Genomic DNA, 21803 nt, shown 5'->3' with positions numbered 1-21803 from the left:
AGGCGATCGGACGCGTATTGTTACGACACGCCTACCTTCAGGCGATCAGATCGTCGAACTCGCCATCCTTGGCGCCCAGAACGAAGGCTTCGATCTCCGCCTGGGTGTAGATGAGAGCCGGGTCGTCGGGAAAGCGGGAGTTGCGCATGGCGATCTCGCCGGTCGGCAGGGCCGCCACCTCCACACAGTTGCCGTTGGGGTTGCTGCGGCGGCCCTTGCGCCATCGGACGGGCAGAGCACTCGCGGGCGTTCCGTTGCGGAACTCTTGCATGGGGGACACTCCTAGCGTGCTTACAGATGCACGTGCATGCGCAGATTACGGGAGCGTGCTGATCGTTATATACGGGATGACCAAAAATGCCGTATGGAGTGGATCACACCGGGAGCAGGCGTTCGAGGAAGCGTCTGGTCTCCTCGGGGGAGTCCGCCTGGACGCTGAGCCGGTCCATGACCACCACATAGTGTTCCGCCTCCCTGGGTTTGTCGAGGTAGAGCGCACTGGTGAGCTGTTCCATGTACACCACGTCGGGCAGTTCGCGTTCCGGGAAGCGCAGGATGCTGAAAGGCCCGCCCGCGGCGGCATGGCCGCCCCTGTCGAAGGGCATGACCTGAAGTGTCACGTTCGGCTCCGCGGTGATGTCCAGGAGGTGTTCCACCTGCTCACGCATGACGTCGGGGCCGCCGAGCGTACGTCGCAGCACCGCCTCGTCGATGACCGCCCACAGCGTCAGCTTCGGGTCGGCGGTCAGGCGGCGCTGCCGGGTGGTGCGCAGGGCCACCCTCCTGTCCAGTTCGTCACTCTCCGCATCGTCGTGAGCGAGCCGGATGACCGCACGTGCATATGCCGGAACCTGCAGCAGGCCGGGGACGAACTGGTTCTCGTAGGTGCGGATGAGCGAGGCGGAGCCCTCCAGGCCGATGTACACCTCGAACCAGGAGGGCAGCAGGTCGGCGTACTTGTGCCACCAGCCGGGCGCGTTGGCCTGCTTGGCCAGTTCGAGCAGCGGGGCGCGTTCGGCCTCGTCGCTCACGCCGTAGAGGGTGAGCAGGTCGGCCACGTCGCGCTGCTTGAAGCTGACCTGGCCGAGCTCCAGGCGCGAGATCTTCGCGTGCGAGGCCCTGATGGCGTATCCGGCGTCCTCGCGGGAGATGCCGCGGGCGGTGCGGAGGTTGCGGAGCTGGGTGCCGAGCAGGATGCGCAGGACCGTAGGACTCCCCTGCCCGTTGGACAGAAGGTTCCACTGTGCATTCACCCGGGGCCCCCGATTCTCGAAAGCACCCAGTCTCCCATGGCGTTGACATACCATGACAGATCATCTGCACGTGCATTTGCTTGTTGCATCCGTAAAACACGAAAAGTCTTGCATCTGTAAGCACACAAGGTAAAGATGGGCACTGGATCACCAGATCGGGGACATGATGACGACTTTCGACGCACGTCCGCGAGCCGCCACTGGTCCCGTACCGCCACCATGGCTGGCCGCCGCCCTGCTGCATGGGCGAGCGGAGGGGCAGGAAGCGGTTTTCCGGTTTCACGAGCTCAGCGCATTCGAGCCCGCCTGCGTGGCCACGTCACGACGTTTCGTCGAGCGTACGCTCACCGACTGGGGCGGCGCCGCCGAGGTCTGCTTCGACGCCCAGCTCGTGGTCTCCGAACTGGTCACCAACGCCATGCGCCACGGGGGCGGCGCGCTGCACCTGCGCCTGCTGGCGCACGCCGCGGAGCTGGCCTGCGTGGTGAGCGACTACAGCAGGGCCGCGCCGGTGCCGGCCGCGCCCGGCGTCTTCGCCGAGTTCGGCAGGGGGCTGGCGCTGGTCGAGGGCCTCACCCGGGCGTGGGGCTGGCTCACGCCGCCCGGCCCCAACAAGCTCGTCTGGGCCTGCATGTCGCTGCGCTGAGCCGGGCTACCGCTCCCCCAGCAGCCGCAGCACGTCCGCGTCGGTGAGCTGGTCGAAGCTCTCGTACCACTGGCCGACCGCGCGGAAGTCCGGCGGCGCGGCCAGCACCACGACCTCGTCGGCCTCGCCGCGCAGCGCCCTGACCGTCTCCCGGGCCCCCACCGGTACGGCCAGCGTCACCCTGGCCGGAGCCGCCGCCGCGACGGCCAGCAGCGCGGCCCGCGCCGTACCGCCGGTCGCCAGCCCGTCGTCCACGACGATCACCTCCCGCCCGGCCAGCTCGGGCAGCGGGCGCTCGCCCCGGTAGACGGCCACCCTCCTGGCCAGCTCCATCCGCTCCCGCTCGACCACCCCGGCCACCGACTCGGACGTCATCCCGAGCCGCCGCAGCAGGTCGAGGTCGAGGACCGGCTCACCGCCCTCGGCGATGGCCCCGACACCCAGCTCCGGGGCCGGCGGATAGCCGATCTTCCTGGTGACCAGCACGTCCAGGACCCCGCCCAGGCGGCGCGCGACCGGCTCGGCCACGGCGACCCCGCCGCGGGGCAGCGCGAGCACGACGGGATCGCGCGCGAACAGCAGCCGCTCGGCGAGCAACGCCCCCGCCTCGGCCCGATCCGCGAACAGGTACCCCACACCGGGTATCTACCCTTCCGTCCGCCCCGGGAGACGGTCCCGGGGCGAGCGGCGTCAGGGGCGGTTGCGGCCGGAGCGGCGCATCTCCTTGTGGATGATCTTCCACTTGTTCTGCTGTTCCTTGCGCAGCCGCGCGTCCGTCCTGGAGGCCATCCAGGCCGCCTCCCGCTGCAGCTTGCGCCAGCTCGTCAGCCGCCGCTCCGGCAGCTCGCCGCTCTCCACCGCGGCCAGGACGGCGCACCCCGGCTCGCCGTCGTGCCCGCAGTCGGCGAAGCGGCAGGCGCGGGCCAGCTCGTCGATGTCGGCGAAGACCATGTCCACGCCGTCGGTCATCCCGAACAGACCGACCCGCCTGATGCCGGGCGTGTCGATGATCAGGCCGCCGCCGGGCAGCGGGATGAGCTCCCTGTGCACGGTGGTGTGGCGGCCCCGGCCGTCGCCCGCGCGGACGAGCTGGGTCTCCATGACGCCCTCGCCCGCCAGCGCGTTCACGAGCGTGGACTTGCCCGCGCCCGAGGGCCCGAGCACGACGGCGGTCCTGGAGCCCTCCAGGTAGCCGGACAGGAGCTGGACGCCCTCGCCGCTCAGCGAGGAGACGGCGTGCACGTCCACGCCGGGCGCGGCGGTGCGGACGTCGGCCAGCAGGTCGTCCAGCCCGTTCTCGAACAGGTCGGACTTGGTGATGACGACCACGGGCGTGGCGCCGGACTCCCACGCCAGCGCGACGAGCCGCTCGATCCTGGCCAGGTCGGCGAAGTCGGTGGCGTGCATGGACGGCTCGGCGACGAAGACGACGTCGACGTTCGCCGCGAGCACCTGGCCCTGGCCGTCCGCCGACAGCCCTCCTCGCGAGGTACGGCTGACGCCGCCCCTGACGAAGGAGGTGCGCCTGGGCAGGATCGCGTCGAGCTCGTAGCGGCCCTCGTCGAGCCGGCGCAGCGCCGCCCAGTCGCCCACGCACGGCAGCGCGACCGGGTCCTCGGCGGAGGACCTGCGCACGCGGGCCCCGTACTTGACGTGGTGGTGGCCGTCGTCCGCGATCACTTCGGCGGCGCCGCGATCGACGCGCGCCACGCGGGCGGGCACGGTGTTGTCAGGCAGTTCGGCGGACTGCGACGCGGTCCAGCCGAGCAGGGAAAGATCGTAAGTCAACGGAGGTGACACCTTCGGGAAAGAGGATCCCGGGTCACTCGTCAGATGAGCACCCGGAGGATGGACGGCAGGGTGAGCAGAACAACCCGCATAGTCGTCACCTCCCAGCTCAGGGCGCCCGGATGGCGCGAATGCCACTTTACGCACGTGCGCGCGTACGGGGCAACTTCCTTAACCGTTGAACCCTGGCGGCGGCCGGGCCCGTACCCCCTGCCGACGCCGGATTTCGCCGGCCACGATGGAAAGGGGCATGATGCGACTGAGCACCTACCCCGTGCCTTCGGCCGACGGAGCCGCCGACATGCCGAAACCCCCGCTGCGCCATCTGGTACGGCGCCTGCGCCCGGCCGGGCAGGACGACGACGAACTGGCCGTCGCCGCGCTCTACCGGGAGTACCACCGGCCGTTACTGGGGTTCGTAGTCCGGCTGGTCGGCGGCGACCGGCAGTGGGCGGAGGACGTGGTGCAGGAGACGATGATCAGGGCCTGGCGCAGCGCGGGGCAGCTCGACTCCGACGCGTCTTCGCTGATGCCCTGGCTCGCCACGGTCGCCCGACGTATCGTCATCGATGACCGGCGGCGCAAGGACGCTCGTCCACAGGAGTCAGGTGACGGGCCGCTGGAGAGCGTCCCCGTCCCCGACGAGATGGAGAGTCTGCTGCACCAGGTGGTCGTGTCAGAGGCGCTGAAGTCCCTGTCGCCCGCGCACCGCGAGATTCTCAACGAGACGATCCTGCGCGACAGGTCGGTCAACGACGCCGCCGAAGCGCTGGGAATCCCCGTGGGCACCGTGAAGTCCCGGGTCTATTACGCGGTCCGCGCGCTACGCGTCGCGCTGGAGGAGAGAGGGGTGACGGCGTGAGCGCGCGAGTGGAGCACACCGATGTGGGCGCCTACGCCCTCGGTCTGCTGGAGGCCGACGACAAGAGGGCGTTCGAGGCGCATCTGACCACCTGCCGGGCCTGCACGGCGGAACTGGCCGAGCTGTCGGGGATGGCCGGGGTGCTGACCGGCATGGGCCCGATCGAGCCCGAGGAGGATCGGCGGGGCGAGGGCGAGGTCGTCGACCTGCTGAGGCGGCGCAAGGCGGCCGACCGGCGGACCCGCCGCGGCACCGTGATCATCGGGGTGGCGGCCGCGGTCACGCTGGTCGCGGGCGGCATCGCGGTGGGATCGGGGCTCGGCGGCCCGTCCTCGCCGATCGCCGTCGGAGGCACGCACCACGGTACGGGCCCCGCCGAGCAGTTCTACGAGGAGGGCACCCCGGCGGGCGGCGTCGGAGCCGAAGGCGTCACCGGCGGCGTGGTCTACGAGTCCAAGGGCTGGGGCACGCACGCGGCGCTGAAGCTCGAAGGCGTCAGGGGCCCGCTGGAGTGCGAGCTGATCGCGGTCTCCACGACCGGCGAGCGAAAGGCGATGACCGGCTGGGCCGTACCACCGGCGGGATATGGCGTGAACGGCCAGCCGCCGCTTTACATGCACGGCGGCAGCCCGTGGAATCCGGAGCGGATCGACCGTTTCGAGGTGGTCACGGCGACCGGCGAGACTTTGCTGACAGTGGACATCTGAAAGCCTCTCGCAGGCCCTCTCACCGCAGGTGGGAGGGCTTTTTTCATTCTTGCGAACTTCCCCTGAACCTTTTCCGGACGGCGTGCGTACTGCCTGGCGTACCGAGCGAGAATCACCCGTGAAGAGGTTTTCCCATGCTGACGCTTGCCCTTTCCAGTGCACTTCTGGTCACCTCGCTTTCCCCTTTTCAGGCCCCCGCTCAGGACGTTTATCTGGCCGCCGGGCTACGCGGCGCCGACGCCGACGGACGCTCCACCGTGGTGCTGAGGATCAGCGGCGACCGGCTGAGCTTCGCGATCCGCTGGAACCGGGTGGACACGCCCACCGCCGCCCACATCCACCTGGGCGGCAAGGGCACCGACGGCGCCGTCAAGGTCGACTTCTTCAAGCAGGCGCTGCCGAAGTCCGTGCTCGGCGTGAGCGGCACGGCCACGGCGGAGCCCGCCCTGCTCAAGCAGCTCGCCGGCGACCCCGGCGGCTTCTACGCCAACCTCCACACCGCCGCCTTCCCCAAGGGCGCGGTACGCGGCCGGTTCCACCGGCTGGCCAAGCCCGTGGACCTCGGCGGCGTGCTGCACGGCAGCAACCTCGCCACGCTCTCCTCCAAGGCCGACGGCGCCCAGGAGGTCCAGGCGGCCGACGGCAAGAAGCGCGGCGACCAGGACGGCGCCGCCACCTGGTGGCTGCGACCCAACGGCGCCGCCCTCGCCTACACCGCCACCTGGAACGGCCTCGCCGCCCCCACCGACGGGCACGTGCACAAGGCGGGCAAGGGCAGGAACGGCGCGGTGGTGGCCGGCCTGTTCGCCGCGGCCAAGGGGCTGCCGGCGAACCTGACCGGGGTGGCGGGCCAGGCGCCGGTGCCCCGCGAGGTCGTCGGGCGGATCGCCGCCGACCCGGGCGGCTACTACTCCAACCTGCACACGACCGACTTCGACGGCGGGGCCGTACGCGGGCAACTGTCGGGCGCGGGCTTCGCCCACCCGCGCGCGATGACGGCGGACGTGCTGAAGGGCGCGCAGATCTACCGCTGCAAGGGCGGCGCGTACGTCCAGTTCGGCGTGACGGCCAAGCTGCGCAGGGGCATCGACCACGACTTCGCCGACGCCTTCGACGGCCCGCCGCAGTGGATCGCCCCGGACGGCAGCGCCGTGCGCGGCAAGCTCGTCACCAAGACCCCGAACGGCGAGGGCAACATCCCCGAGCTGGTCCTGGACGCCCGGCAGTCGGGCAAGGGCCGGGGGCTGCTCGCCTTCGCCACCACGATCCTGCGCCTGAACACCGAGGGCGGCGTGGCCCCGAAGGGCTCCTGCCGGGAGGGCGCCCAGGTCAAGGTCCCCTACGGCGCCGACTACGTCTATCTCGGCTGATCCTCCGGTCAGCGGGGCCCTGTCCCCCTGTCCCCGCTGACCGGCCCCTCCGGAGCCCATGCCCTCTCCGGAGACGCCGGCGCCCGCCGCCCACCAGAGGGGACGGCGGGCGCCGGCCTTTCGCGTTCTAGGACAGGCCGGGCGCGGGGAACTGCGCGGTCAGCTCGCTGACCTCGTGGTGGACGCGGGTGATGACGTCCTCCGCGTCGCCCTTGGCCAGCGCGGTGACGACCTCGTCCATCCAGGCGCCGATCTGGCGCATCTCGGCTTCCTTCATGCCACGGCTGGTGACCGAGGGCGTGCCGATGCGGATGCCGGACGGGTCGAAGGGCTTGCGGGTGTCGAACGGCACCGCGTTGTAGTTGGTCTCGAGACCGGCGCGGTCGAGCGCCTGGGCGGCGGGCTTGCCGCCGATGCCCTTGGGCGTCAGGTCGAGCAGGATGAGGTGGTTGTCGGTGCCGCCGGAGACCAGGTCGAACCCGCGGGCCGACAGCTCCTCGGCCAGCGCCTTGGCGTTGGCGACCACCTGGTGGGCGTAGGCCTTGAAGTCGTCGGTCGCGGCCTCGTGCAGGGCCACGGCGATGGCGGCGGTGGTGTGGTTGTGCGGGCCGCCCTGCAGGCCGGGGAAGACGGCCTTGTTGAGCGCGGTGGCGTGCTCGTCGGCGGTGGCCATGAGCATGGCGCCGCGCGGGCCGCGCAGGGTCTTGTGGGTGGTGGTGGAGATGACGTCGGCGTGGCCCACCGGGGAGGGGTGGGCGCCGCCGGCGACCAGGCCGGCGATGTGCGCGATGTCGGCGGCCAGCACGGCCCCGACCTCCCTGGCGACCGAGGCGAACGCCTCGAAGTCGATGGTGCGCGGGATGGCGGTGCCGCCGCAGAAGATCAGCTTGGGGCGGTGCTCCAGGGCCAGGGCGCGCACCTCGTCCATGTCGACACGGCCGGTGTCCTTGCGCACGCCGTAGCGGACCGCGTTGAACCACTTGCCGGTGGCGCTGACCGACCAGCCGTGGGTCAGGTGGCCGCCGAAGGGCAGACCCATGCCCATGACGGTGTCGCCTGGCTGCAGGAAGGCCAGGTAGATCGCCAGGTTGGCGGGCGAGCCCGAGTACGGCTGGACGTTGGCGTGGTTGACGCCGAACAGCGCCTTGGCCCGCTCGATGGCCACGGTCTCGATCTGGTCGATGACCTGCTGGCCCTCGTAGTAGCGCTTGCCCGCGTAGCCCTCGGAGTACTTGTTGGTGAGGACCGTGCCCGTGGCCTCGAGAACCGCCTTGGAGACGTAGTTCTCCGACGCGATCAGCTTGACGGTGTCGGCCTGGCGGCGTTCCTCCGCCTGGATCAGCTCCGCGATCTGCGGGTCGACGCTCGCGAGAGAAGACATGGCACTCCTGTCGTCTTTGACATCCTCGCGAAGACCCAGGCGCTCGGCCTCCGCACGATTCCGCTCCCCGGTGGTTCAGGCCCACCCTATGCGCCAGTCGCGACGCCCTAGACGATAGCGGAAGTCGCCTACTTGCCGACGGCCGCGCGGGTGTCGCCCCACAGGCGGTCCACCTCGGCGTTCAGGATGGCCCCGATGAGCACGGCCAGGGCGGTGATGTAGAGCCAGAGCAGCACGGCGACGGGCGCGGCCAGCGAGCCGTAGATGGAGACCGGGGAGAACCAGGCGGCCAGCACGGCGCGCAGCACGGCCGCGCAGACGATCCAGATGAACAGCGCCAGGATCGCGCCGGGCAGCTCCCGGTACCACCGCGTGCGCACGGGCACGCTCACGTGGTAGAGCACGGTCAGGAAGAGCACGGAGCCGACGATCACGACCGGCCAGTACGCCAGGTCGATCACCGGCGTGTACTGCGCCGGCAGCGCCTCCTTGAGCAGCGTGGGCCCGATGACCAGGACCGGCATGACGACCAGGCCGATGGCCAGGCCCACGATGTACAGGCCGAAGGACATGAGCCGCGTGCGCACGATGCCGCGTTCCTCGCCCAGGCCGTAGGCGACGGAGATCAGGTCCACGTAGACGTACAGCGCCCGTGAGCCCGACCACAGCGACAGCAGGAAGCCGAGCGAGATGATCGAGACCTTGCTGGCGTCGTCGCGCAGGATGTCGGCGATGAGCGGCTTGACGACCTTCTCGACCGCGTCGGTGGTGAACAGCACCGCCGCCTGGTCGACGACCCACTGCTCGACCTTGCCCACGTTCTCGCGGCCCAGCCAGACGCCCAGCTTGGCCAGCACGCCGATCAGCCCGAGCACGAACGGCGGCAGCGACAGCAGCGCGAAGAACGCCGCCTCCCCCGCCAGGCCGGTCACCCGGTAGTCGACGCCCGCGTTCGTCGTCGCGCGCACGAGTGCCCACGACCTGGTGTCGCGCACCCAGCTCAGGTGGGTCCTGACCTTGCGGAGGACCTGCCTGCGCCGCTTGCGCTGTGTACGCCGGGTAGGCGCATCGGTCGACGTCATGGCACCAACGCTCTCGCAGGAGTACTTCCCGCAAGCTTATGCTCCGCCGGGCGTTTACTACCTGACGTCCACGATGCGCGCGCCGAGCGGTAGCAGCGAGATGGGGATCATCTTGAGGTTCGCGACGCCCAGCGGGATGCCGATGATCGAGACGAACAGCGGGATCGAGGTGAGCACGTGCCCGATGGCCAGCCAGATCCCGGCCACCACGCACCAGATGACGTTGCCGATCGTGGACATGACCCCGGCCTCCGGCGAGCGCTCGACGGTGCGGCCGAAGGGCCACAGCGCGTATCCGGCGATCCGGAACGAGGCGATGCCGAAGGGGATCGTGATGATCAGGATGCAGCAGATGACCCCGGCGACGGCGTAGCCGAGCGCCAGCCAGATCCCGGCGAAGACCAGCCAGATGACGTTCAGCAGTGTCCGCATACATCCAAGGATGTCAGTGCGTCTCAGCTCACGGCATCGGGGCCTTCCCCGAGGGAGCCCTGCCCTTGCCCGGAGGGCCCGCGAACGCCTGCGCGATCGCCATCCACGCCGCCGCGGTCTCGCCGCGCACCTCCAGCGCGGTGTCGGCCAGGTGCGCGCGCTGGGTGACGGCCAGGCAGAAGTCCAGGGCGGGGCCGCGCACGGTGTCGGCCGCGTCCTGCGGGCCGGCCGCCCACGGGCCGCCGCCCGGCAGCGTCAGCTCGACCCTGACGGGCCGCTCGGGGACCGGCAGGCCCCTGATCACGAAGCTGTACGGCAGCGCCCGCACGCCGATCGAGGCCACGTGGCGCAGCCGGTCGGTGGGCTCGCGGACCACGCCGAGGGCGTCGGCCACGTCCTGGCCGTGGGCCCAGGTCTCCATGAGGCGCGCGGTGGCGAAGGAGGCGGCCGACATGTCGGGTCCGTACCAGGGCAGGCGCCGCCTTGCGTCCAGGCCGGACAGGGCGGCCAGGAGGGCGGCGCGGGCCGTACCGAACCAGGCGTGGACCTGCGCCGGTGAGAGCGCGCGGGCCTGGACGGCGAGGTCGTCTACGGACGCCGGGCCCTTCATGAGCGCCGCGGCGCTCGCGCGGAAGGCGTCGGGGTCGGTGACGGCACTCACCGCGGCGTCGTCGAAGTAGGCGAGATGGCTGATCTGGTCGCGGACCGCCCAGCCCTGCGCGGGGGTGGGCAGCTCCCACGCGGCGGGGTCGAGCGGGGCCAGCAGCGCCTCCAGCGAGGCGGTCTCATCACGCAGGTCGGCGGCGAGCTCGCGCACGAGGTCCATGGCCCGCACTCTAACCGAACAACATTCCAGTGCGACAATGTCGAAGGTGATCTGCGAGAGCTGCAAGGACCGCCGCCACGAGGAGTGCAGGGGCGGCTCCTGGTGCGACTGCCAGCACCAGGACGCGGAGGAGCCGAAGGAGTCCGAGCTCGACTGGCCGAGGCAGGGCTGAATAGGGGTACCCCTGTTCTGGTCCCAGAGTCTGGACCCCTTCTTGGACATCACCACGCGCCGGGGTATCGTTTGGAGCATGCCAGCGGACCCCATGCTCGTCGGTCGACGTCACGTCGATCTTCAGCGTGTCCGCAGTGCCATCTGTTGCGACGCCCGCTAACTCCCTGCCTGTATTTCGCAGCGGCGCGCGTCGCACAAGCTCTTCTGGGACCCCTGCACTCAACGGTGAGGCAGGAGGGACATCCCGCGCGCGCCCACAATCCTTAAGGACGCGCAATGAGCACCCCTGCCAGCCGGCACCACAAGCGCCCGCGCGGAGAAGGCCAGTGGGCCCTCGGATACCGCGAGCCCCTCAACAAGAACGAAGAGAACAAGAAGAACGACGACGGTCTCAACGTTCGCCAGCGCATCATCGACATCTACTCCAAGCAGGGCTTCGACTCCATCGACCCGGCCGACCTGCGCGGACGCATGCGGTGGTACGGCCTCTACACCCAGCGCAAGCCCGGGATCGACGGCGGCAAGACCGCGATCCTGGAGCCCGAGGAGCTCGACGACCGCTACTTCATGCTCCGCATCCGCATCGACGGCGGGCAGCTCGACCTGCGCCAGCTCCGGGTCATCGCGGACATCTCCAACGACTACGGCAGGGGCACCGCCGACCTGACCGACCGCCAGAACGTGCAGCTGCACTGGGTGGAGATCGAGTCGGTGCCCGACATCTGGCGGCGGCTGGAGGAGGTCGGCCTGTCGACCACCGAGGCGTGCGGTGACACGCCCAGGGTGATCCTCGGCTGTCCGCTGGCCGGGATCGACGCCGAGGAGGTGCTCGACTCGACGGGCGAGATCCGGGAGGTCCACGACGAGTACATCGGCGACCCGGCGTACTCGAACCTGCCGCGCAAGTTCAAGTCGGCGATCAGCGGCTGCCCGGCCCACTGCACGGTGCACGAGATCAACGACGTGGCGTTCGTGGCGGTGACGCTGCCGACCGGCGAGAAGGGCTACGACCTGTGGGCGGGCGGCGGCCTGTCCACGAACCCGATGTTCGGCAAGCGCATCGGCGTCTTCGTCCGGCCCGATCAGGTCGCGGATGTCTACGGCGGCGTTATCGGGATATTTCGTGATTACGGCTACCGCCGCCTCCGGCACCGGGCCCGCATCAAGTTCCTCGTCAACGACTGGGGACCCGAGAAGTTCCGCGAGGTCCTGGAGACCGAGTACCTCAAGGAGCCGCTGCCCGACGGACCCGCGCCCGAGGCGCCCCGCGGCAACCGCCGCGACCACGTCGGCGTCCACCCGCAGAAGGACGGCAACTTCTACGTCGGCTTCGCGCCCAAGGTCGGCCGCCTCGACGGCGACAAGCTGCACGTGATCGCCGACATCGCCGAGCGCCACGGCTCTGCCCGGGTGCGCACCACGGTCGAGCAGAAGATGGTCATCCTCGACGTCGCGCCCGACCGGGTCGACAGCATCGTGGCCGAGCTGGAGGCCAACGACCTGCAGGTCCGTCCCTCCACCTTCCGCCGCCAGACGATGGCCTGCACCGGCATCGAGTACTGCAAGCTGGCCATCGTCGAGACCAAGGCGGTCGCCTCGAACCTGATCGACGAGCTGGAGCGGCGCCTGCCCGACTTCAGCGAGGCGCTGACGATCAACGTCAACGGCTGCCCCAACTCCTGCGCCCGCATCCAGGTCGCCGACATCGGCCTGAAGGGCCAGCTCGTCGTTGACGACAACGGCAGGCAGGTCGAGGGCTTCCAGATCCACCTGGGCGGCTCGCTCGGCGTCAACCCGGGCTTCGGCCGTAAGGTGCGCGGGCTCAAGACCACCTCCGAGGGCCTGCCCGACTACGTCGAGAGGGTGGTCACCCACTACGAGGACCAGAAGAAGGAAGGCGAGAGCTTCGCCGACTGGGTGCAGCGCGCCGACGAGGCGGACCTCAAATGAGCGGCGCCCGGGCGGTTCCTTTCCACTGCCCCTACTGCGGTGACGAGGACCTGGAGCCCTACGAGGGCGACGGCGGCTGGTACTGCCGCGCCTGCGCCCGCGCCTTCAAGCTGAAATTCCTGGGAATCGGGGTAAAGATATGACGCTGGTCGAGATCGAGACCGGTTTAAGAGCACAACGCGGCACGCTCGACCTGCAGAACATCGTCGAGTCCGCCGCCATCTTCCTGGAGGGCGCGCCCGCCCGCGAGATCATCCGCTGGGCCGCGGCCACCTTCGGCGACCGGCTCACGCTGACCTCCTCGATGAGCGACGCGCTGCTGATCGACCTGGTCAGCCGGGTGAAGCCGGGCATCGACGTGCTGTTCATCGACACCGGCTACCACTTCGCCGAGACGATCGGGACGCGTGACGCCGTCCAGCAGGTCTACGACGTCAACGTGATCAACGTGCAGCCGTCGCGGACGGTCCAGGAGCAGGAGCGCGACCTCGGGCCGCGGCTGTTCGGCCGCAACCCCGACCTGTGCTGCTACCTGCGCAAGGTCGAGCCGCTCAACCGGGCGCTGGAGCCGTACCTGGCGTGGATCTCCGGCATCCGCCGCGACGAGTCGCCCACGCGCGCGGGCACCAAGGTCGTCGAGTGGGACGCCAGGCGGCAGATGGTCAAGGTCAACCCGATCGCCTCCTGGACCCAGGAGGACGTGGACAACTACATGGCCGACAACGGGGTCCTGATCAACCCGCTGCACTACGACAACTACCCGTCCATCGGCTGCGCGCCGTGCACGCGCCAGGTGGGCGAGGGCGAGGACCCGCGCAGCGGTCGGTGGTCGGGCCTGGGGAAGACCGAATGCGGCATTCACCTCTGACCACCGAAATTTCGCCCGCCGGGCGGCATCCGGCGGGCGAGGGGCCCCGTTCTGGCAGGGGCGAGGTCCCGGTGACGAGGGTGGGCGGGCTCGCAGGGACCCGCCCACCACTCGCCACCCCTCATCCCGCGGAGCATGTCCCGCTGGTGGCGGTCGCGCACGGCTCGCGCGACCCGCGCGCCGCCGCGACCGTGGAGGCCCTGCTCGACCGGGTACGGCTGGCCCGCCCCGGCCTCCAGGTCCGCACCGCCTACCTCGACCACGCCGCGCCCACGCTCGGCCAGGCGCTGCACGGCCTGCGCGAGGCGGCGGTCCTGCCGCTGCTGCTGACCGAGGCCTACCACAGCCGCGTCGACCTGCCCGCTGCGCTCAACGAGGCGCGCGCCCGCGACCCCCGCCTGCTCGTCCACTACGGCACGACGCTCGGCCCGCACCCGCTCCTGCTCGCGGCGCTGGAGCGCCGCCTGTCGCAGGCGGGGGTACGGCCCGGCGACCCGGACACCGCCGTCGTCCTGGTCTCGGCGGGCTCCAGCGACGCCAGGGCCAACGCGGTCATCGCCGACCTGGCCCGCCTGTGGTCGGACGGCGGCCAGGGCCGGCGGGCGGGCTGGTGGCGGGTGGTCCCCGCCTACGCCTCGGCCGCGGGTCCCACGCCGGCCGCGGCCGTGGCCGCGCTGCGCAGGGCCGGGGCGCCGCGGGTGGCGGTGGCGCCGTACCTGCTGGCGCCGGGGTTCTTCGCCGACAAGGTGCGGCGGGAGTCGGGGGCCGACGTGGTCGCCGACGTCTTGGGACCGGCGCCGGAACTGGCCGGGCTCGTCCTGGAACGCTACGCCGAGGCGCTGACCCCGGCGGCCGCGGCACCGGTCGCCTGACGCCCGGCAAGCCACTGTCCCGCCCACCGCATGAGCCTGCCCGGTCCGGATCGCGTCATGAGCCCGTCCGGTCCGGACGGGCTCATGAGCCCGTCCGGTCCGGTTTGGCCCATGAGGCCGTCCGGGTTGGGCTTGGCTTGTGAGCCCGTTCCGTTGGGTTTGCCTCACGTGCCCGTACTGTCTGGTTTGAGGACGGGCTCCGGGCATGTCCAGGAGAGCACCTCGCGCCCGCTGCCGGGGTCGGTGATGACCACCGGCCTGTCGCAGGCGGGGATGGTGTCCCGCTCCATGACCTGCAGCGTCCAGGTCACCTCGAACGGGGTGGACCGGCTGGCCATCGCGTCGGCCGCGGCCGCGGTCAGCGTGCCGCCCGGGACCGCCGACCGGGGCACCAGGAGCACGCTGACCGTGTTCCTGCCGGCCCGGGACCGCAGGTCGGCCCGCAGCCACCTGGGCGGGCCCGCCCCTCGCACGCAGGGCTCGTTCGCCACCCGCAGGCCGTTCAGCCACACCAGCAGGTAGGTGTCGGACCGGCAGGTCACGACGACGGCCATCGGGTGCGGCGCGGTGCTCTCGAACGTGGCCGTCCGCCGCACGCCGCCCCGGGTGAACTGCTTGAGGACGACCGGCTCCCTCAGCTCCCAGTCGCCGGAGGTGGGGAGCGGCCCGGCCATGACGCCCTCCCACACGTCGTGGGCGGGCGTGGCCGTACCGGAGGAGAGGACGGCCACGGCCGCCGCGACCGCGGCCAGGGCCGTGACGGCCCGCACGCGGCGCGTTCTGATGCGACGGACCCTGCGGTCGACGTCCGCGACGCTCACGCCCCTGTGGCGAGCGTCGAGGCTGTCGGAGTCCAGCAGTTCGCGCAGATCCTGCTCGGTGAGGGTCATCGGTCAGCTCCCCGTGGTGACCGCGGACCTGGCCGCGGGGTCGAGCCGCAGCTTGGCCAGCGCGCGGCTGGCCTGGCTGCGGACGGTCGCGGCCGAGCAGCCGAGGATCTCCCCGATGGCCGCGTCCGGCAGGTCCTCGAAGTAGCGCAGCACGATCACCGCGCGCTGGCGGGCGGGCAGGGCCGTCAGGGCGGTTCTGAGCGCCTCCCGCGTGCCGAGCTGGGTCTCGGGGTCGGCGGTCAGCGGCGCGTCGGGTAACTCGCCGGTCGGCACCTCGCCGCGCCAGCGCCGCCGCCACCAGGAGGCGTGGGTGTTGGTGAGAATGCGGTAGACGTACGGGTCGGGGTTGCCGCCGACCCGGCGCCAGGCGGTCCACGCCTTGGCCAGTGCCGACTGGACCAGGTCCTCGGCGGTGGCCCAGTCGCGGCACAGCAGGTAGGCGGTCCTCAGCAGGCGCGGCGAGCGTTCGGCCACGTAGCGCTCGAAGTCTGCGCGATCCCGCATTCCGGTGGTCCTCACTGCGCGGTGAATGTCACCGATCAGTACGCGCGGGCCACCGCCGGACGTTGCACGGGTCCGGCGGATTCGTCCCGGGAGCCGGTCAGTCGCGGTGGCGGTGGTCGCCGTAGAGCTGGCCGGGGGTCAGGCCCAGGTGCTCGCGCCAGGCCGACCATCCGCGCTTGATGGGCTTGGCGCGGGCGTCGCCGTACACCTTGATGTCGCCCATCACCGCGTAGCCGTGCACGCGTACCACGGGCACGTTCATGCCGGGGGCGGCCTCCAGGACGTCGACCTTCTTGTCGCCCATGAAGGCGAAGCCGTCGAGGTCCACGTCCACGCCGTCGGGCACGATGATCTTGACGTCACCCATGATGGCGACGGCGGTGATGTCGATGGTGTTGGTGCGGACCTCGGCCTCGCGCAGGTCCATCACCACGTCGCCCATGACCGCCACGGCGCCGAGCTCCTGGTCGACGCGCCACTTGCCGCGCCGCTTGGTGTCGCCCATGAACGCCATGAACCAGCGCTTCTTGCGGGCGGGCTCGGGGGCCGCCAGGGGCGCGGCGGCGCCCGCGGCGGGCAGGTCCTGGGTCAGGAGTGCCAGCTCGGCGTGCGTGGTCGCCGTGTAGGCGGCCTCGGTGCGGTCGGTCAGCTCCACGAGGGTGAGCCTGCCGTCCACTGAGGCGACGCGCAGTTGCTCGACGACGGCCTCGCGCTCGGCGTCGGAAGCGCGCAGTTCCCCAGAGTCAGTCATAGTCGCAACATATCGCGTCTTGGCGCCTTCGCGGTCCTCCGGAAGAAGGATTCCTCGTACGCACAACCGCTGATCGCCGGGGTTGGGGCAGGAAGGCGTTAGGGTCGCTGTCATGCGTGAGGATGAGCTGTACCAGGCGGCGTTGAAGGGCGACCTGGAGACGGCGGGCACGTTGCTCGCCGCCGGGGCCGACGCCAACGAGGCCGGCGAGGAAGGGCTGCCGCTCTGCGCGGCCGCGGCCTGGGACCGGGTCTCCGTCATCGGGGCCCTGCTGGCCGCCGGGGCCGACGTCAACGCCAAGGAGAGCGGCGGCTGGCACGCCCTGCTGTGGGCCGCGGCCAACGGCAACGCCGACGCCGCCGCCGCGCTCATCGAGGCCGGCGCGCAGGTCGACGAGCCCAACGACGACGGCGACACCCCGCTCAGCCTGGCCGCCAGGCGCGGCGCGCTCGGCGTGGTGCGCGTGCTGCTGAACGCCGGGGCCGACGCGGAGAAGTACGACGGCGACGGCGACAGCCCCCACGACATCGCGATCGACTGGGTCGGCGTCCACCTGGAGACCGCGCTGCTCGACCAGATCGGGCAGGAGGGCTGGGAGTACGTCGTGGCCAGGCAGTACGCCAAGGACGGCACGGAGCTGGTGACGGTGGCCGGCCGTTCCCCCGACGGCGAGGAGACCGAGCAGGTGCAGGCCCAGCGCGGGCACGCGGCCGTCGCCACGATCCTGGAGGACGCCACCGGCGTCTACACGCCCATCCCCGAACTCGTCGCCAGGGCGGTGGCCCACCGCGACCTGGACGAGGACGCGGAGACCTGGTGGGTCGTCGCCGACTCGCTCGGCAAGCGGGCCGACGAGGAGACGTACGAGGCGCTGGCGCGGCTGTGCGTGAGCGAGGACGCCCGCGAGCGGGAGTTCGGCGTGGACGCCATCGCCCAGTTCGGCGTCACCGAGGACGGCGAGAAGCCCTACCTGGAGCGCACGCTGCCGCTGCTGCAGAAGATGGCCACCACCGAGGGAAACCCGCAGGTGCTGCGCTCGGTGCTGTCCGCGCTCGGCCACCAGGGCGACCACCGGGCGCTGCCGCAGGTGCTCGACGTGATCGGCCGCCCCGACCACAAGCGCACGATGACCGACGCGATCGCGCTGGCCGACGTGCTGCCGCCCGGCCACGCCGAGGGGCTGGCGCTGCTGATCTCGATGACGCGCGACGACGAGAGGGAGGTGCGCGACTGGGCGACCGCCGGGCTGGCCTCGCTCGACGCCGACACCCCCGAGATCAGGGACGCGCTCGCGCTGCGGCTGGACGACGCCGACCTGAGCACGGTGGCCGAGGCCACGCGCGGGCTGGCCGAGCGCGGCGACCCGCGGGCCGAGGCGGGGGTCAAGCGGGTGCTGGCCGAGAGCGACGACTCCTACGAGCGCGAGATGGTCACCGAGGCGGCGGCCAAGCTCTGAGCCTCACGGACCGGACAGCGCCGGGGCGGTGCGCAGGACGTCGGCGGCCAGGGCCCGGTCGCCGGTGATCTCGGCCGGGAACGCTCCCGGCTCGCCCCGCCCGCCCAGCAGGAAGCAGAAGTCGATCACGTCGGCGGTGATCGAGGCGTCGGGCACGCCGGGCTCGGCGTCGTGGACGCCGAGCGGCATCGTCCACTCCCCGCCGCCGGGGCCGGTCAGGATCAGTTCGAGGGTACGGCCGGCCCCGTCCACCCCGGACAGCAGCATCGTCCACGGCAGCAGGCGGGCGCACAGGTCGGCGGTCGGCTTGATGTGGGCCGGGACAGGGTACGGCAGCCGTACCCCGGCGACCGAGGCGGCGTCGTCGGTGTGGATCCACGTCTCCAGGCCGCGGGCCAGGACGTGGTCGCTGAGCGCGCCGGCCACGCCGTCGAGCGTCGCGGGGGTGTCGGGGGCGAGGCCGCCGAGGTGACGGCAGAGCGCGTCCGCCTGTGCCCGCCAGTCGCGCCTGGTCTGCTCGGGGCTGCGCGCCCGCTCGTACTCCTGGACCTGGAGGGTGCGGCCCATCGCGTCCATCGCGTCGAGGGCGGGGCCGAGCACCGGGGCGCCGACCGAGGCGGCCAGCAGGCCGTCCTTGGCGGCGAGGTGGGCGACGAGCTCCTGCAGAGTCCAGCCCTCGACGATCTCGCGGGCCCAGTCGTCGTCCACCGCGGAGGTCAGCAGCGCGTCCATGGCGGCCACCCGTCCGGCGTAGGGCTCCGCCCACGCGGCCGTGGGCGCGGCCGGTCGGCGGCGTGCCCTGGCCCCGGCCAGCAACTGCGGCCGGAGCGACCGCTCGGGCACGGCCGCTTCCTCCATGAGGGCGTCCAGGTACAGACGCTCGACGGGCTCCATCACACCTCTTCCTCTGCCAGCGCGTCGGCCAGGCGCCGCAGCGCCAGCCTGATACGCGACTTGGCCGTGCCCTCGGGCACGCCCAGTTCCTCGCCAACTTGCCGATATGTACGGCCACCGAAGTACGCCAGTTCAATCGCCTCGCGTAAGCCTTCGGGCAGTTGGGTGACCGCGTGGCGGACCCGCTTGGCCTCGTCGGCGGCCAGCACGGTCTCCTCCAGTCTCTCAGGCGCGGGCTCGAACAGCCTCGGCCCCAGGACGGAGACCCTGCGCCGTTCCTCGGCGCGGACGTGGTCGACGGCACGCCGGTGCGCGATCGTGGCCAGCCAGGCGCGCAGGGTGCCTCGGTCGGGGTCGTAGGCCAGAGGGCGCTCCCAGAAGATCAGGAACACCTCCTGGGTGATGTCCTCGGCGATCACCCGGTCCCTGGTGACGCGGAGGGAGAGACCGAAGATCAGCGAGGAGAGGTGGTCATAGACCTCCCCGAGCGCGGACTCATCGCCGCCGACCACCCGTTGGTGCAGCAGGCGGTCGTCGAACGGTGCCTCCACTGGCACCACACTCCCGTGATCCGGACCTAGGCGGCGGGTGCGCCGCGACCCGAGCATGTCACTATTCGCCGGAAATGTTGAGCCGGATGACGAAGCAGCCCTCCGAATTCGGCGCCCGCCGGCGGGAGGTGTCCCGGGCAGGGGGTGGGGATCCTGCCCGGGACCCGCGCGGGGAGGGGCGCCGCGCGGGGTCTGCGGGAGACGGGAGAAGGGTCAGGGGTAGCCGCGTCAGGGATTCCCTCGTCGGGGGTTTCCGCGTCGGGGGTTTCCGCGTCGCGAGTTCCCGCGTTGGGGTTCCCACGTCACGGGTTCCCACGTCACGGGTTCCCGCGTCGCGAGTTCCCGCGTCGGGGGTTTCCGCGTCAGGGGTTCTGGCGGGGTGGGGTGGAGTAGGTGGTGGTGATGCGGTGGTGGTAGGCGGCCACGATCTCCGCGACCGTCCGGTCGCCGTCCAGGACGGCGGCGATGCGGGCGGGGGACTTCAGGGCGAAGGACTCCGCCCACCAGTCGCGGGGTCCCGGGGCGGGGCGGTCGCGGAAGAGGGGCAGGCAGCGGCGGTTCAGCGCGCGCCACTCCAGCGTGGACGACAGGCCGTCGAGGTCACACAGGGCGTGGGCGGCGAGCATGCGCGCGGGCGAGGGCGGCGGGAGGTCGGGCCACGGCGCCGGGCGGGAGAAGGGCAGACAACGGCCGGTGATGCGGTCGGGGTCCCTGACCACGTAGCCGATGCCGGTGCCGCCGATCCACAGCATGGCTAGCCCGGTGGCCAGGCGGGTGGCGGGGCCGTACTCGAGGGTGGCGAGGTCGTCCACGGCGGTGACGAAGCCGGGCGGCGGGCCGTCGCCGGGGGGCCACAACCGGCGCAGCACGTGTTCGAGCGGTCCGCACCAGCGGCGGCCGTCGCGAGGGGTGGGACGAAGGTCCTCCGGGTGCGGCGGGGACCAAGCGGGCGTCATCATCATGCCCGGTAAGAGTCCGGCCGCCCGGCTTTCCTTACGCGGACTTTCCGGGCACTTCTCCGCCGGGTGAGGGCTCAGTCGCCGACCGTGGTCACGTCGGCGCGGTCGAGAAAGGTCCAGAAGTCGCGTACGCAGGGCGGCGTGGCCTCCAGGCCGTCGGCCGCCCGCAGCATCACCCGCTCCACACCCAGCAGGTCACCGGTGCCCGCATCGGCCACCAGCACCCACCGCTCGGTCCTGCCCATGTCGAAGGCCACGCCCTGCCCGCCGCGTTCGCGCCGGTCGACGATCCGGCCGAGCGCGCGTAATCCCGGCCGCCCGGCCAGCGCCCGCCACAGCGCGGCGGTGCGCGGCCCGTCGAGCACCTCGCTCTCGTTGGCCGCGATGATCGCGCCGACCGGCCCGTCCCCCGTCAGTCCTCTCCGGTACGCCCCCTCCCGCCCGGCCGTTCCCTGGACGAGGCGATCCCCGGCGGCCTCCAGCGGGTACTCCACCCGCCTGCCAAGACCGTGGCCGGAGCCGGGATTAGGGGCGGGGCGGAGACTACGTCCGGGGCCGGGATTAGGGGCGGGGCCGAGACTGCGTCCGGGGCCAGGGGCGGAGGCGGGACCGGGGCCGGGGGTCCACTGTCTGGACAGCACGCCGGACCTGCCGTCCGGCCGCAGCAGCGAGGAGGCCGCGGTGATCCGGCCGTGGCCGCGCGTGGCCGCGCGCCCGGACCTCGTCGCCGCCTCCGCCAGCCCCAGGACCACGCGCCGGCCCCCTCCCCCGGTCCCCGGCAGCCTGCGCGGCCGGGGGCCCGGCTCCCCGCACAGCGCCAGCGGCGCGCCGGGGTGGCGGAAGTACGCGGCGACGGTCAGCCGGTCCGGCGCCCGCGCCGTGGGGATGGCGCCGGCCGCGAGGATCACCAGCCCGGTCGCCAGCGCCGCGCCGAACGTCAGCCGCCAGGACAGCGTGGAGCAACGGCGCGGCCTGGCCGTAGCGAGGATCTCGGCGAGCAGCAGTTCGTCGGGCGGCACCTCGTGCGGGGCCGGGTCGTGACGTGCCATCAGCCGTGCGAGCTCGTCCATCAGCTCCCCTCCTGGAACCCGAGCGTGCGCAGGTGCTCGCGCAGGCGCGCCCTGGCCCGGCTGAGCCGGGTGGCCATGGTGCCCGCCCGGCAGCCCGCGACGGTGGCGGCCTCCTCCACGCTGAGCCCCTCCCAGTAGAAGAGGCGCAGCGCCTCCCTGTCCTTGCCGGCCAGCCGCGCCAGCGCCTCGTGGAAGGCGAGGCGGGTGACGATCTCGCCGTCGAGGCCCTGCTCGACCGGCGGCGCGCGCCAGACGGCCAGCCGGTCGGTCAGCGCCTGGCGCCTGCGCCTGCCGCGCCATTCGTTGCTGACGTGGCCGCGGGCGATGCCGAGCAGCCAGACCCGCTCGGCCCGGCGTTCCGCGGGCGCCTGGTCGAGGCGGCGGAAGGCGTCGGTGAAGGCGCGCGCGGCGACGTCGGGCGCCGCGTCCCGCCCGACCCTGCGCGCGGCGTAGCGCAGCACCGTGGAGTAGTGGCGGTGGTACAACGCGGCATACCGTTCATCGTCCTCCGGCACGG

At 71.9% G+C, this 21803-nt stretch carries 27 protein-coding genes and 1 riboswitch; of the genes, 11 read left to right on the top strand and 16 right to left on the bottom strand.

Features of this window, described 5'->3' with window-relative positions:
- Window positions 1-37 precede the first annotated feature (37 nt).
- A complete protein-coding gene (locus ACIBEJ_RS11715; RefSeq protein ID WP_379613729.1) occupies window positions 38-271 on the bottom strand; it encodes a DUF397 domain-containing protein in 234 nt (77 codons plus the stop codon).
- A 103-nt stretch (window positions 272-374) separates the two neighbouring features.
- Window positions 375-1253, bottom strand: coding sequence for a helix-turn-helix domain-containing protein (locus tag ACIBEJ_RS11710; protein ID WP_397182613.1), 879 nt, complete (start codon window positions 1251-1253; stop codon window positions 375-377).
- A 310-nt stretch (window positions 1254-1563) separates the two neighbouring features.
- On the opposite strand from ACIBEJ_RS11710, the gene ACIBEJ_RS11705 reads away from it, so the two are divergent.
- Window positions 1564-1899 (top strand): ATP-binding protein, encoded by a 336-nt coding sequence (locus ACIBEJ_RS11705; protein WP_397182612.1) that lies wholly within the window; start codon window positions 1564-1566, stop codon window positions 1897-1899.
- 6 nt (window positions 1900-1905) lie between these two features.
- Here the strand turns inward: ACIBEJ_RS11705 and ACIBEJ_RS11700 are convergent, their stop codons facing one another.
- Both ACIBEJ_RS11700 and rsgA read right to left on the bottom strand, forming a co-directional pair.
- On the bottom strand, window positions 1906-2535 hold the full coding sequence (locus ACIBEJ_RS11700) for a phosphoribosyltransferase (RefSeq protein ID WP_397182611.1): 630 nt from the start codon (window positions 2533-2535) through the stop codon (window positions 1906-1908).
- A 54-nt stretch (window positions 2536-2589) separates the two neighbouring features.
- Window positions 2590-3687: a ribosome small subunit-dependent GTPase A gene (gene rsgA, locus ACIBEJ_RS11695; RefSeq protein ID WP_397182610.1), complete on the bottom strand. Its 1098-nt coding sequence runs from the start codon at window positions 3685-3687 to the stop codon at window positions 2590-2592.
- 253 nt (window positions 3688-3940) lie between these two features.
- Between rsgA and ACIBEJ_RS11690 the strand changes: the two genes are divergently transcribed.
- The 3 genes from ACIBEJ_RS11690 (at window position 3941) to ACIBEJ_RS11680 (ending at window position 6626) form a co-directional block, all read left to right on the top strand.
- Window positions 3941-4549: a sigma-70 family RNA polymerase sigma factor gene (locus tag ACIBEJ_RS11690; protein ID WP_397183251.1), complete on the top strand. Its 609-nt coding sequence runs from the start codon at window positions 3941-3943 to the stop codon at window positions 4547-4549.
- Window positions 4546-5256, top strand: coding sequence for an anti-sigma factor family protein (locus tag ACIBEJ_RS11685; protein WP_397182609.1), 711 nt, complete (start codon window positions 4546-4548; stop codon window positions 5254-5256). Before ACIBEJ_RS11690 ends, ACIBEJ_RS11685 begins: the two co-directional genes overlap by 4 nt.
- Before the next feature lie 134 nt (window positions 5257-5390).
- Window positions 5391-6626, top strand: coding sequence for a CHRD domain-containing protein (locus ACIBEJ_RS11680; protein WP_397182608.1), 1236 nt, complete (start codon window positions 5391-5393; stop codon window positions 6624-6626).
- A 127-nt stretch (window positions 6627-6753) separates the two neighbouring features.
- On the opposite strand, the gene glyA is transcribed toward ACIBEJ_RS11680, so the two are convergent.
- The 4 genes from glyA to ACIBEJ_RS11660 all read right to left on the bottom strand — a co-directional run bounded on the left by glyA (window position 6754) and on the right by ACIBEJ_RS11660 (window position 10347).
- Window positions 6754-8007 (bottom strand): serine hydroxymethyltransferase, encoded by a 1254-nt coding sequence (gene glyA, locus ACIBEJ_RS11675; RefSeq protein WP_397182607.1) that lies wholly within the window; start codon window positions 8005-8007, stop codon window positions 6754-6756.
- 26 nt (window positions 8008-8033) lie between these two features.
- A riboswitch (ZMP/ZTP riboswitch) is annotated at window positions 8034-8118 on the bottom strand.
- Between the two features lie 17 nt (window positions 8119-8135).
- Complete coding sequence (locus tag ACIBEJ_RS11670) at window positions 8136-9089, bottom strand: YihY/virulence factor BrkB family protein (protein ID WP_397182606.1); 954 nt, start codon at window positions 9087-9089, stop codon at window positions 8136-8138.
- Window positions 9090-9146: 57 nt separating this feature from the next.
- Complete coding sequence (locus ACIBEJ_RS11665; RefSeq protein WP_397182605.1) at window positions 9147-9521, bottom strand: YccF domain-containing protein; 375 nt, start codon at window positions 9519-9521, stop codon at window positions 9147-9149.
- Window positions 9522-9549: 28 nt separating this feature from the next.
- Entirely contained in the window at window positions 9550-10347 is a 798-nt protein-coding gene (locus ACIBEJ_RS11660; protein ID WP_397182604.1) for a TIGR03084 family metal-binding protein, read from the bottom strand.
- A 37-nt stretch (window positions 10348-10384) separates the two neighbouring features.
- On the opposite strand from ACIBEJ_RS11660, the gene ACIBEJ_RS11655 reads away from it, so the two are divergent.
- The 6 genes from ACIBEJ_RS11655 to ACIBEJ_RS11630 all read left to right on the top strand — a co-directional run bounded on the left by ACIBEJ_RS11655 (window position 10385) and on the right by ACIBEJ_RS11630 (window position 14211).
- A complete protein-coding gene (locus tag ACIBEJ_RS11655; RefSeq protein WP_397182603.1) occupies window positions 10385-10519 on the top strand; it encodes a hypothetical protein in 135 nt (44 codons plus the stop codon).
- Window positions 10520-10597: 78 nt separating this feature from the next.
- Window positions 10598-10681: a putative leader peptide gene (locus tag ACIBEJ_RS11650; protein WP_311132608.1), complete on the top strand. Its 84-nt coding sequence runs from the start codon at window positions 10598-10600 to the stop codon at window positions 10679-10681.
- Window positions 10682-10797: 116 nt separating this feature from the next.
- Window positions 10798-12471, top strand: coding sequence for a nitrite/sulfite reductase (locus tag ACIBEJ_RS11645; RefSeq protein ID WP_397182602.1), 1674 nt, complete (start codon window positions 10798-10800; stop codon window positions 12469-12471).
- The gene (locus ACIBEJ_RS11640) at window positions 12468-12614 is read left to right on the top strand and encodes an Insertion element protein (RefSeq protein WP_246510212.1); all 147 of its coding nucleotides are present in this window, start codon (window positions 12468-12470) and stop codon (window positions 12612-12614) included. The genes ACIBEJ_RS11645 and ACIBEJ_RS11640 overlap by 4 nt, the downstream gene beginning before the upstream one ends.
- Window positions 12611-13339, top strand: coding sequence for a phosphoadenylyl-sulfate reductase (locus tag ACIBEJ_RS11635; RefSeq protein ID WP_397182601.1), 729 nt, complete (start codon window positions 12611-12613; stop codon window positions 13337-13339). The genes ACIBEJ_RS11640 and ACIBEJ_RS11635 overlap by 4 nt, the downstream gene beginning before the upstream one ends.
- A complete protein-coding gene (locus tag ACIBEJ_RS11630) occupies window positions 13321-14211 on the top strand; it encodes a sirohydrochlorin chelatase (protein WP_397182600.1) in 891 nt (296 codons plus the stop codon). Before ACIBEJ_RS11635 ends, ACIBEJ_RS11630 begins: the two co-directional genes overlap by 19 nt.
- Before the next feature lie 164 nt (window positions 14212-14375).
- On the opposite strand, the gene ACIBEJ_RS11625 is transcribed toward ACIBEJ_RS11630, so the two are convergent.
- The 3 genes from ACIBEJ_RS11625 to ACIBEJ_RS11615 form a co-directional block, all read right to left on the bottom strand.
- Window positions 14376-15101: a hypothetical protein gene (locus ACIBEJ_RS11625; protein WP_397182599.1), complete on the bottom strand. Its 726-nt coding sequence runs from the start codon at window positions 15099-15101 to the stop codon at window positions 14376-14378.
- A gap of 3 nt (window positions 15102-15104) precedes the next feature.
- On the bottom strand, window positions 15105-15605 hold the full coding sequence (locus tag ACIBEJ_RS11620) for a SigE family RNA polymerase sigma factor (protein WP_397182598.1): 501 nt from the start codon (window positions 15603-15605) through the stop codon (window positions 15105-15107).
- Between the two features lie 97 nt (window positions 15606-15702).
- The gene (locus ACIBEJ_RS11615; RefSeq protein WP_397182597.1) at window positions 15703-16356 is read right to left on the bottom strand and encodes a DUF1707 domain-containing protein; all 654 of its coding nucleotides are present in this window, start codon (window positions 16354-16356) and stop codon (window positions 15703-15705) included.
- Window positions 16357-16468: 112 nt separating this feature from the next.
- Between ACIBEJ_RS11615 and ACIBEJ_RS11610 the strand changes: the two genes are divergently transcribed.
- Window positions 16469-17812, top strand: coding sequence for an ankyrin repeat domain-containing protein (locus tag ACIBEJ_RS11610; protein WP_397182596.1), 1344 nt, complete (start codon window positions 16469-16471; stop codon window positions 17810-17812).
- A gap of 3 nt (window positions 17813-17815) precedes the next feature.
- On the opposite strand, the gene ACIBEJ_RS11605 is transcribed toward ACIBEJ_RS11610, so the two are convergent.
- From ACIBEJ_RS11605 to ACIBEJ_RS11585, 5 genes are all read right to left on the bottom strand, one after another.
- The gene (locus ACIBEJ_RS11605; protein ID WP_397183250.1) at window positions 17816-18706 is read right to left on the bottom strand and encodes a maleylpyruvate isomerase family mycothiol-dependent enzyme; all 891 of its coding nucleotides are present in this window, start codon (window positions 18704-18706) and stop codon (window positions 17816-17818) included.
- Window positions 18706-19257, bottom strand: coding sequence for a sigma-70 family RNA polymerase sigma factor (locus ACIBEJ_RS11600; RefSeq protein ID WP_397182595.1), 552 nt, complete (start codon window positions 19255-19257; stop codon window positions 18706-18708). Before ACIBEJ_RS11600 ends, ACIBEJ_RS11605 begins: the two co-directional genes overlap by 1 nt.
- A gap of 362 nt (window positions 19258-19619) precedes the next feature.
- Window positions 19620-20219: a hypothetical protein gene (locus ACIBEJ_RS11595; protein ID WP_397182594.1), complete on the bottom strand. Its 600-nt coding sequence runs from the start codon at window positions 20217-20219 to the stop codon at window positions 19620-19622.
- 71 nt (window positions 20220-20290) lie between these two features.
- Window positions 20291-21286, bottom strand: coding sequence for a hypothetical protein (locus ACIBEJ_RS11590; RefSeq protein ID WP_397182593.1), 996 nt, complete (start codon window positions 21284-21286; stop codon window positions 20291-20293).
- Window positions 21286-21801 carry an RNA polymerase sigma factor gene (locus ACIBEJ_RS11585; RefSeq protein WP_397182592.1) on the bottom strand — a complete coding sequence of 172 codons (516 nt, stop codon included), beginning with the start codon at window positions 21799-21801 and terminating at the stop codon, window positions 21286-21288. Before ACIBEJ_RS11585 ends, ACIBEJ_RS11590 begins: the two co-directional genes overlap by 1 nt.
- Window positions 21802-21803: the final 2 nt, after the last annotated feature.

Source organism: Nonomuraea sp. NPDC050790 (genome assembly GCF_044456745.1).
Taxonomy (GTDB): Bacteria; Actinomycetota; Actinomycetes; order Streptosporangiales; family Streptosporangiaceae; genus Nonomuraea.
This window is presented reverse-complemented; position numbering and strand designations above follow the sequence as displayed.

Excerpts from the sequence above, each read along its gene's own strand:
- ACIBEJ_RS11715 (WP_379613729.1), bottom strand. The coding sequence starts at position 271 with ATGCAAGAGTTCCGCAACGGAACGCCCGCGAGTGCTCTGCCCGTCCGA.
- ACIBEJ_RS11690 (WP_397183251.1), top strand. The coding sequence starts at position 3,941 with ATGCGACTGAGCACCTACCCCGTGCCTTCGGCCGACGGAGCCGCCGAC.
- ACIBEJ_RS11680 (WP_397182608.1), top strand. The coding sequence starts at position 5,391 with ATGCTGACGCTTGCCCTTTCCAGTGCACTTCTGGTCACCTCGCTTTCC.
- glyA (WP_397182607.1), bottom strand. The coding sequence starts at position 8,007 with ATGTCTTCTCTCGCGAGCGTCGACCCGCAGATCGCGGAGCTGATCCAG.
- ACIBEJ_RS11670 (WP_397182606.1), bottom strand. The coding sequence starts at position 9,089 with ATGACGTCGACCGATGCGCCTACCCGGCGTACACAGCGCAAGCGGCGC.
- ACIBEJ_RS11665 (WP_397182605.1), bottom strand. The coding sequence starts at position 9,521 with ATGCGGACACTGCTGAACGTCATCTGGCTGGTCTTCGCCGGGATCTGG.
- ACIBEJ_RS11660 (WP_397182604.1), bottom strand. The coding sequence starts at position 10,347 with ATGGACCTCGTGCGCGAGCTCGCCGCCGACCTGCGTGATGAGACCGCC.
- ACIBEJ_RS11655 (WP_397182603.1), top strand. The coding sequence starts at position 10,385 with ATGTCGAAGGTGATCTGCGAGAGCTGCAAGGACCGCCGCCACGAGGAG.
- ACIBEJ_RS11650 (WP_311132608.1), top strand. The coding sequence starts at position 10,598 with ATGCCAGCGGACCCCATGCTCGTCGGTCGACGTCACGTCGATCTTCAG.
- ACIBEJ_RS11645 (WP_397182602.1), top strand. The coding sequence starts at position 10,798 with ATGAGCACCCCTGCCAGCCGGCACCACAAGCGCCCGCGCGGAGAAGGC.
- ACIBEJ_RS11640 (WP_246510212.1), top strand. The coding sequence starts at position 12,468 with ATGAGCGGCGCCCGGGCGGTTCCTTTCCACTGCCCCTACTGCGGTGAC.
- ACIBEJ_RS11635 (WP_397182601.1), top strand. The coding sequence starts at position 12,611 with ATGACGCTGGTCGAGATCGAGACCGGTTTAAGAGCACAACGCGGCACG.
- ACIBEJ_RS11630 (WP_397182600.1), top strand. The coding sequence starts at position 13,321 with ATGCGGCATTCACCTCTGACCACCGAAATTTCGCCCGCCGGGCGGCAT.
- ACIBEJ_RS11625 (WP_397182599.1), bottom strand. The coding sequence starts at position 15,101 with ATGACCCTCACCGAGCAGGATCTGCGCGAACTGCTGGACTCCGACAGC.
- ACIBEJ_RS11620 (WP_397182598.1), bottom strand. The coding sequence starts at position 15,605 with ATGCGGGATCGCGCAGACTTCGAGCGCTACGTGGCCGAACGCTCGCCG.
- ACIBEJ_RS11615 (WP_397182597.1), bottom strand. The coding sequence starts at position 16,356 with ATGACTGACTCTGGGGAACTGCGCGCTTCCGACGCCGAGCGCGAGGCC.
- ACIBEJ_RS11610 (WP_397182596.1), top strand. The coding sequence starts at position 16,469 with ATGCGTGAGGATGAGCTGTACCAGGCGGCGTTGAAGGGCGACCTGGAG.
- ACIBEJ_RS11605 (WP_397183250.1), bottom strand. The coding sequence starts at position 18,706 with ATGGAGCCCGTCGAGCGTCTGTACCTGGACGCCCTCATGGAGGAAGCG.
- ACIBEJ_RS11595 (WP_397182594.1), bottom strand. The coding sequence starts at position 20,219 with ATGATGATGACGCCCGCTTGGTCCCCGCCGCACCCGGAGGACCTTCGT.
- ACIBEJ_RS11590 (WP_397182593.1), bottom strand. The coding sequence starts at position 21,286 with ATGGACGAGCTCGCACGGCTGATGGCACGTCACGACCCGGCCCCGCAC.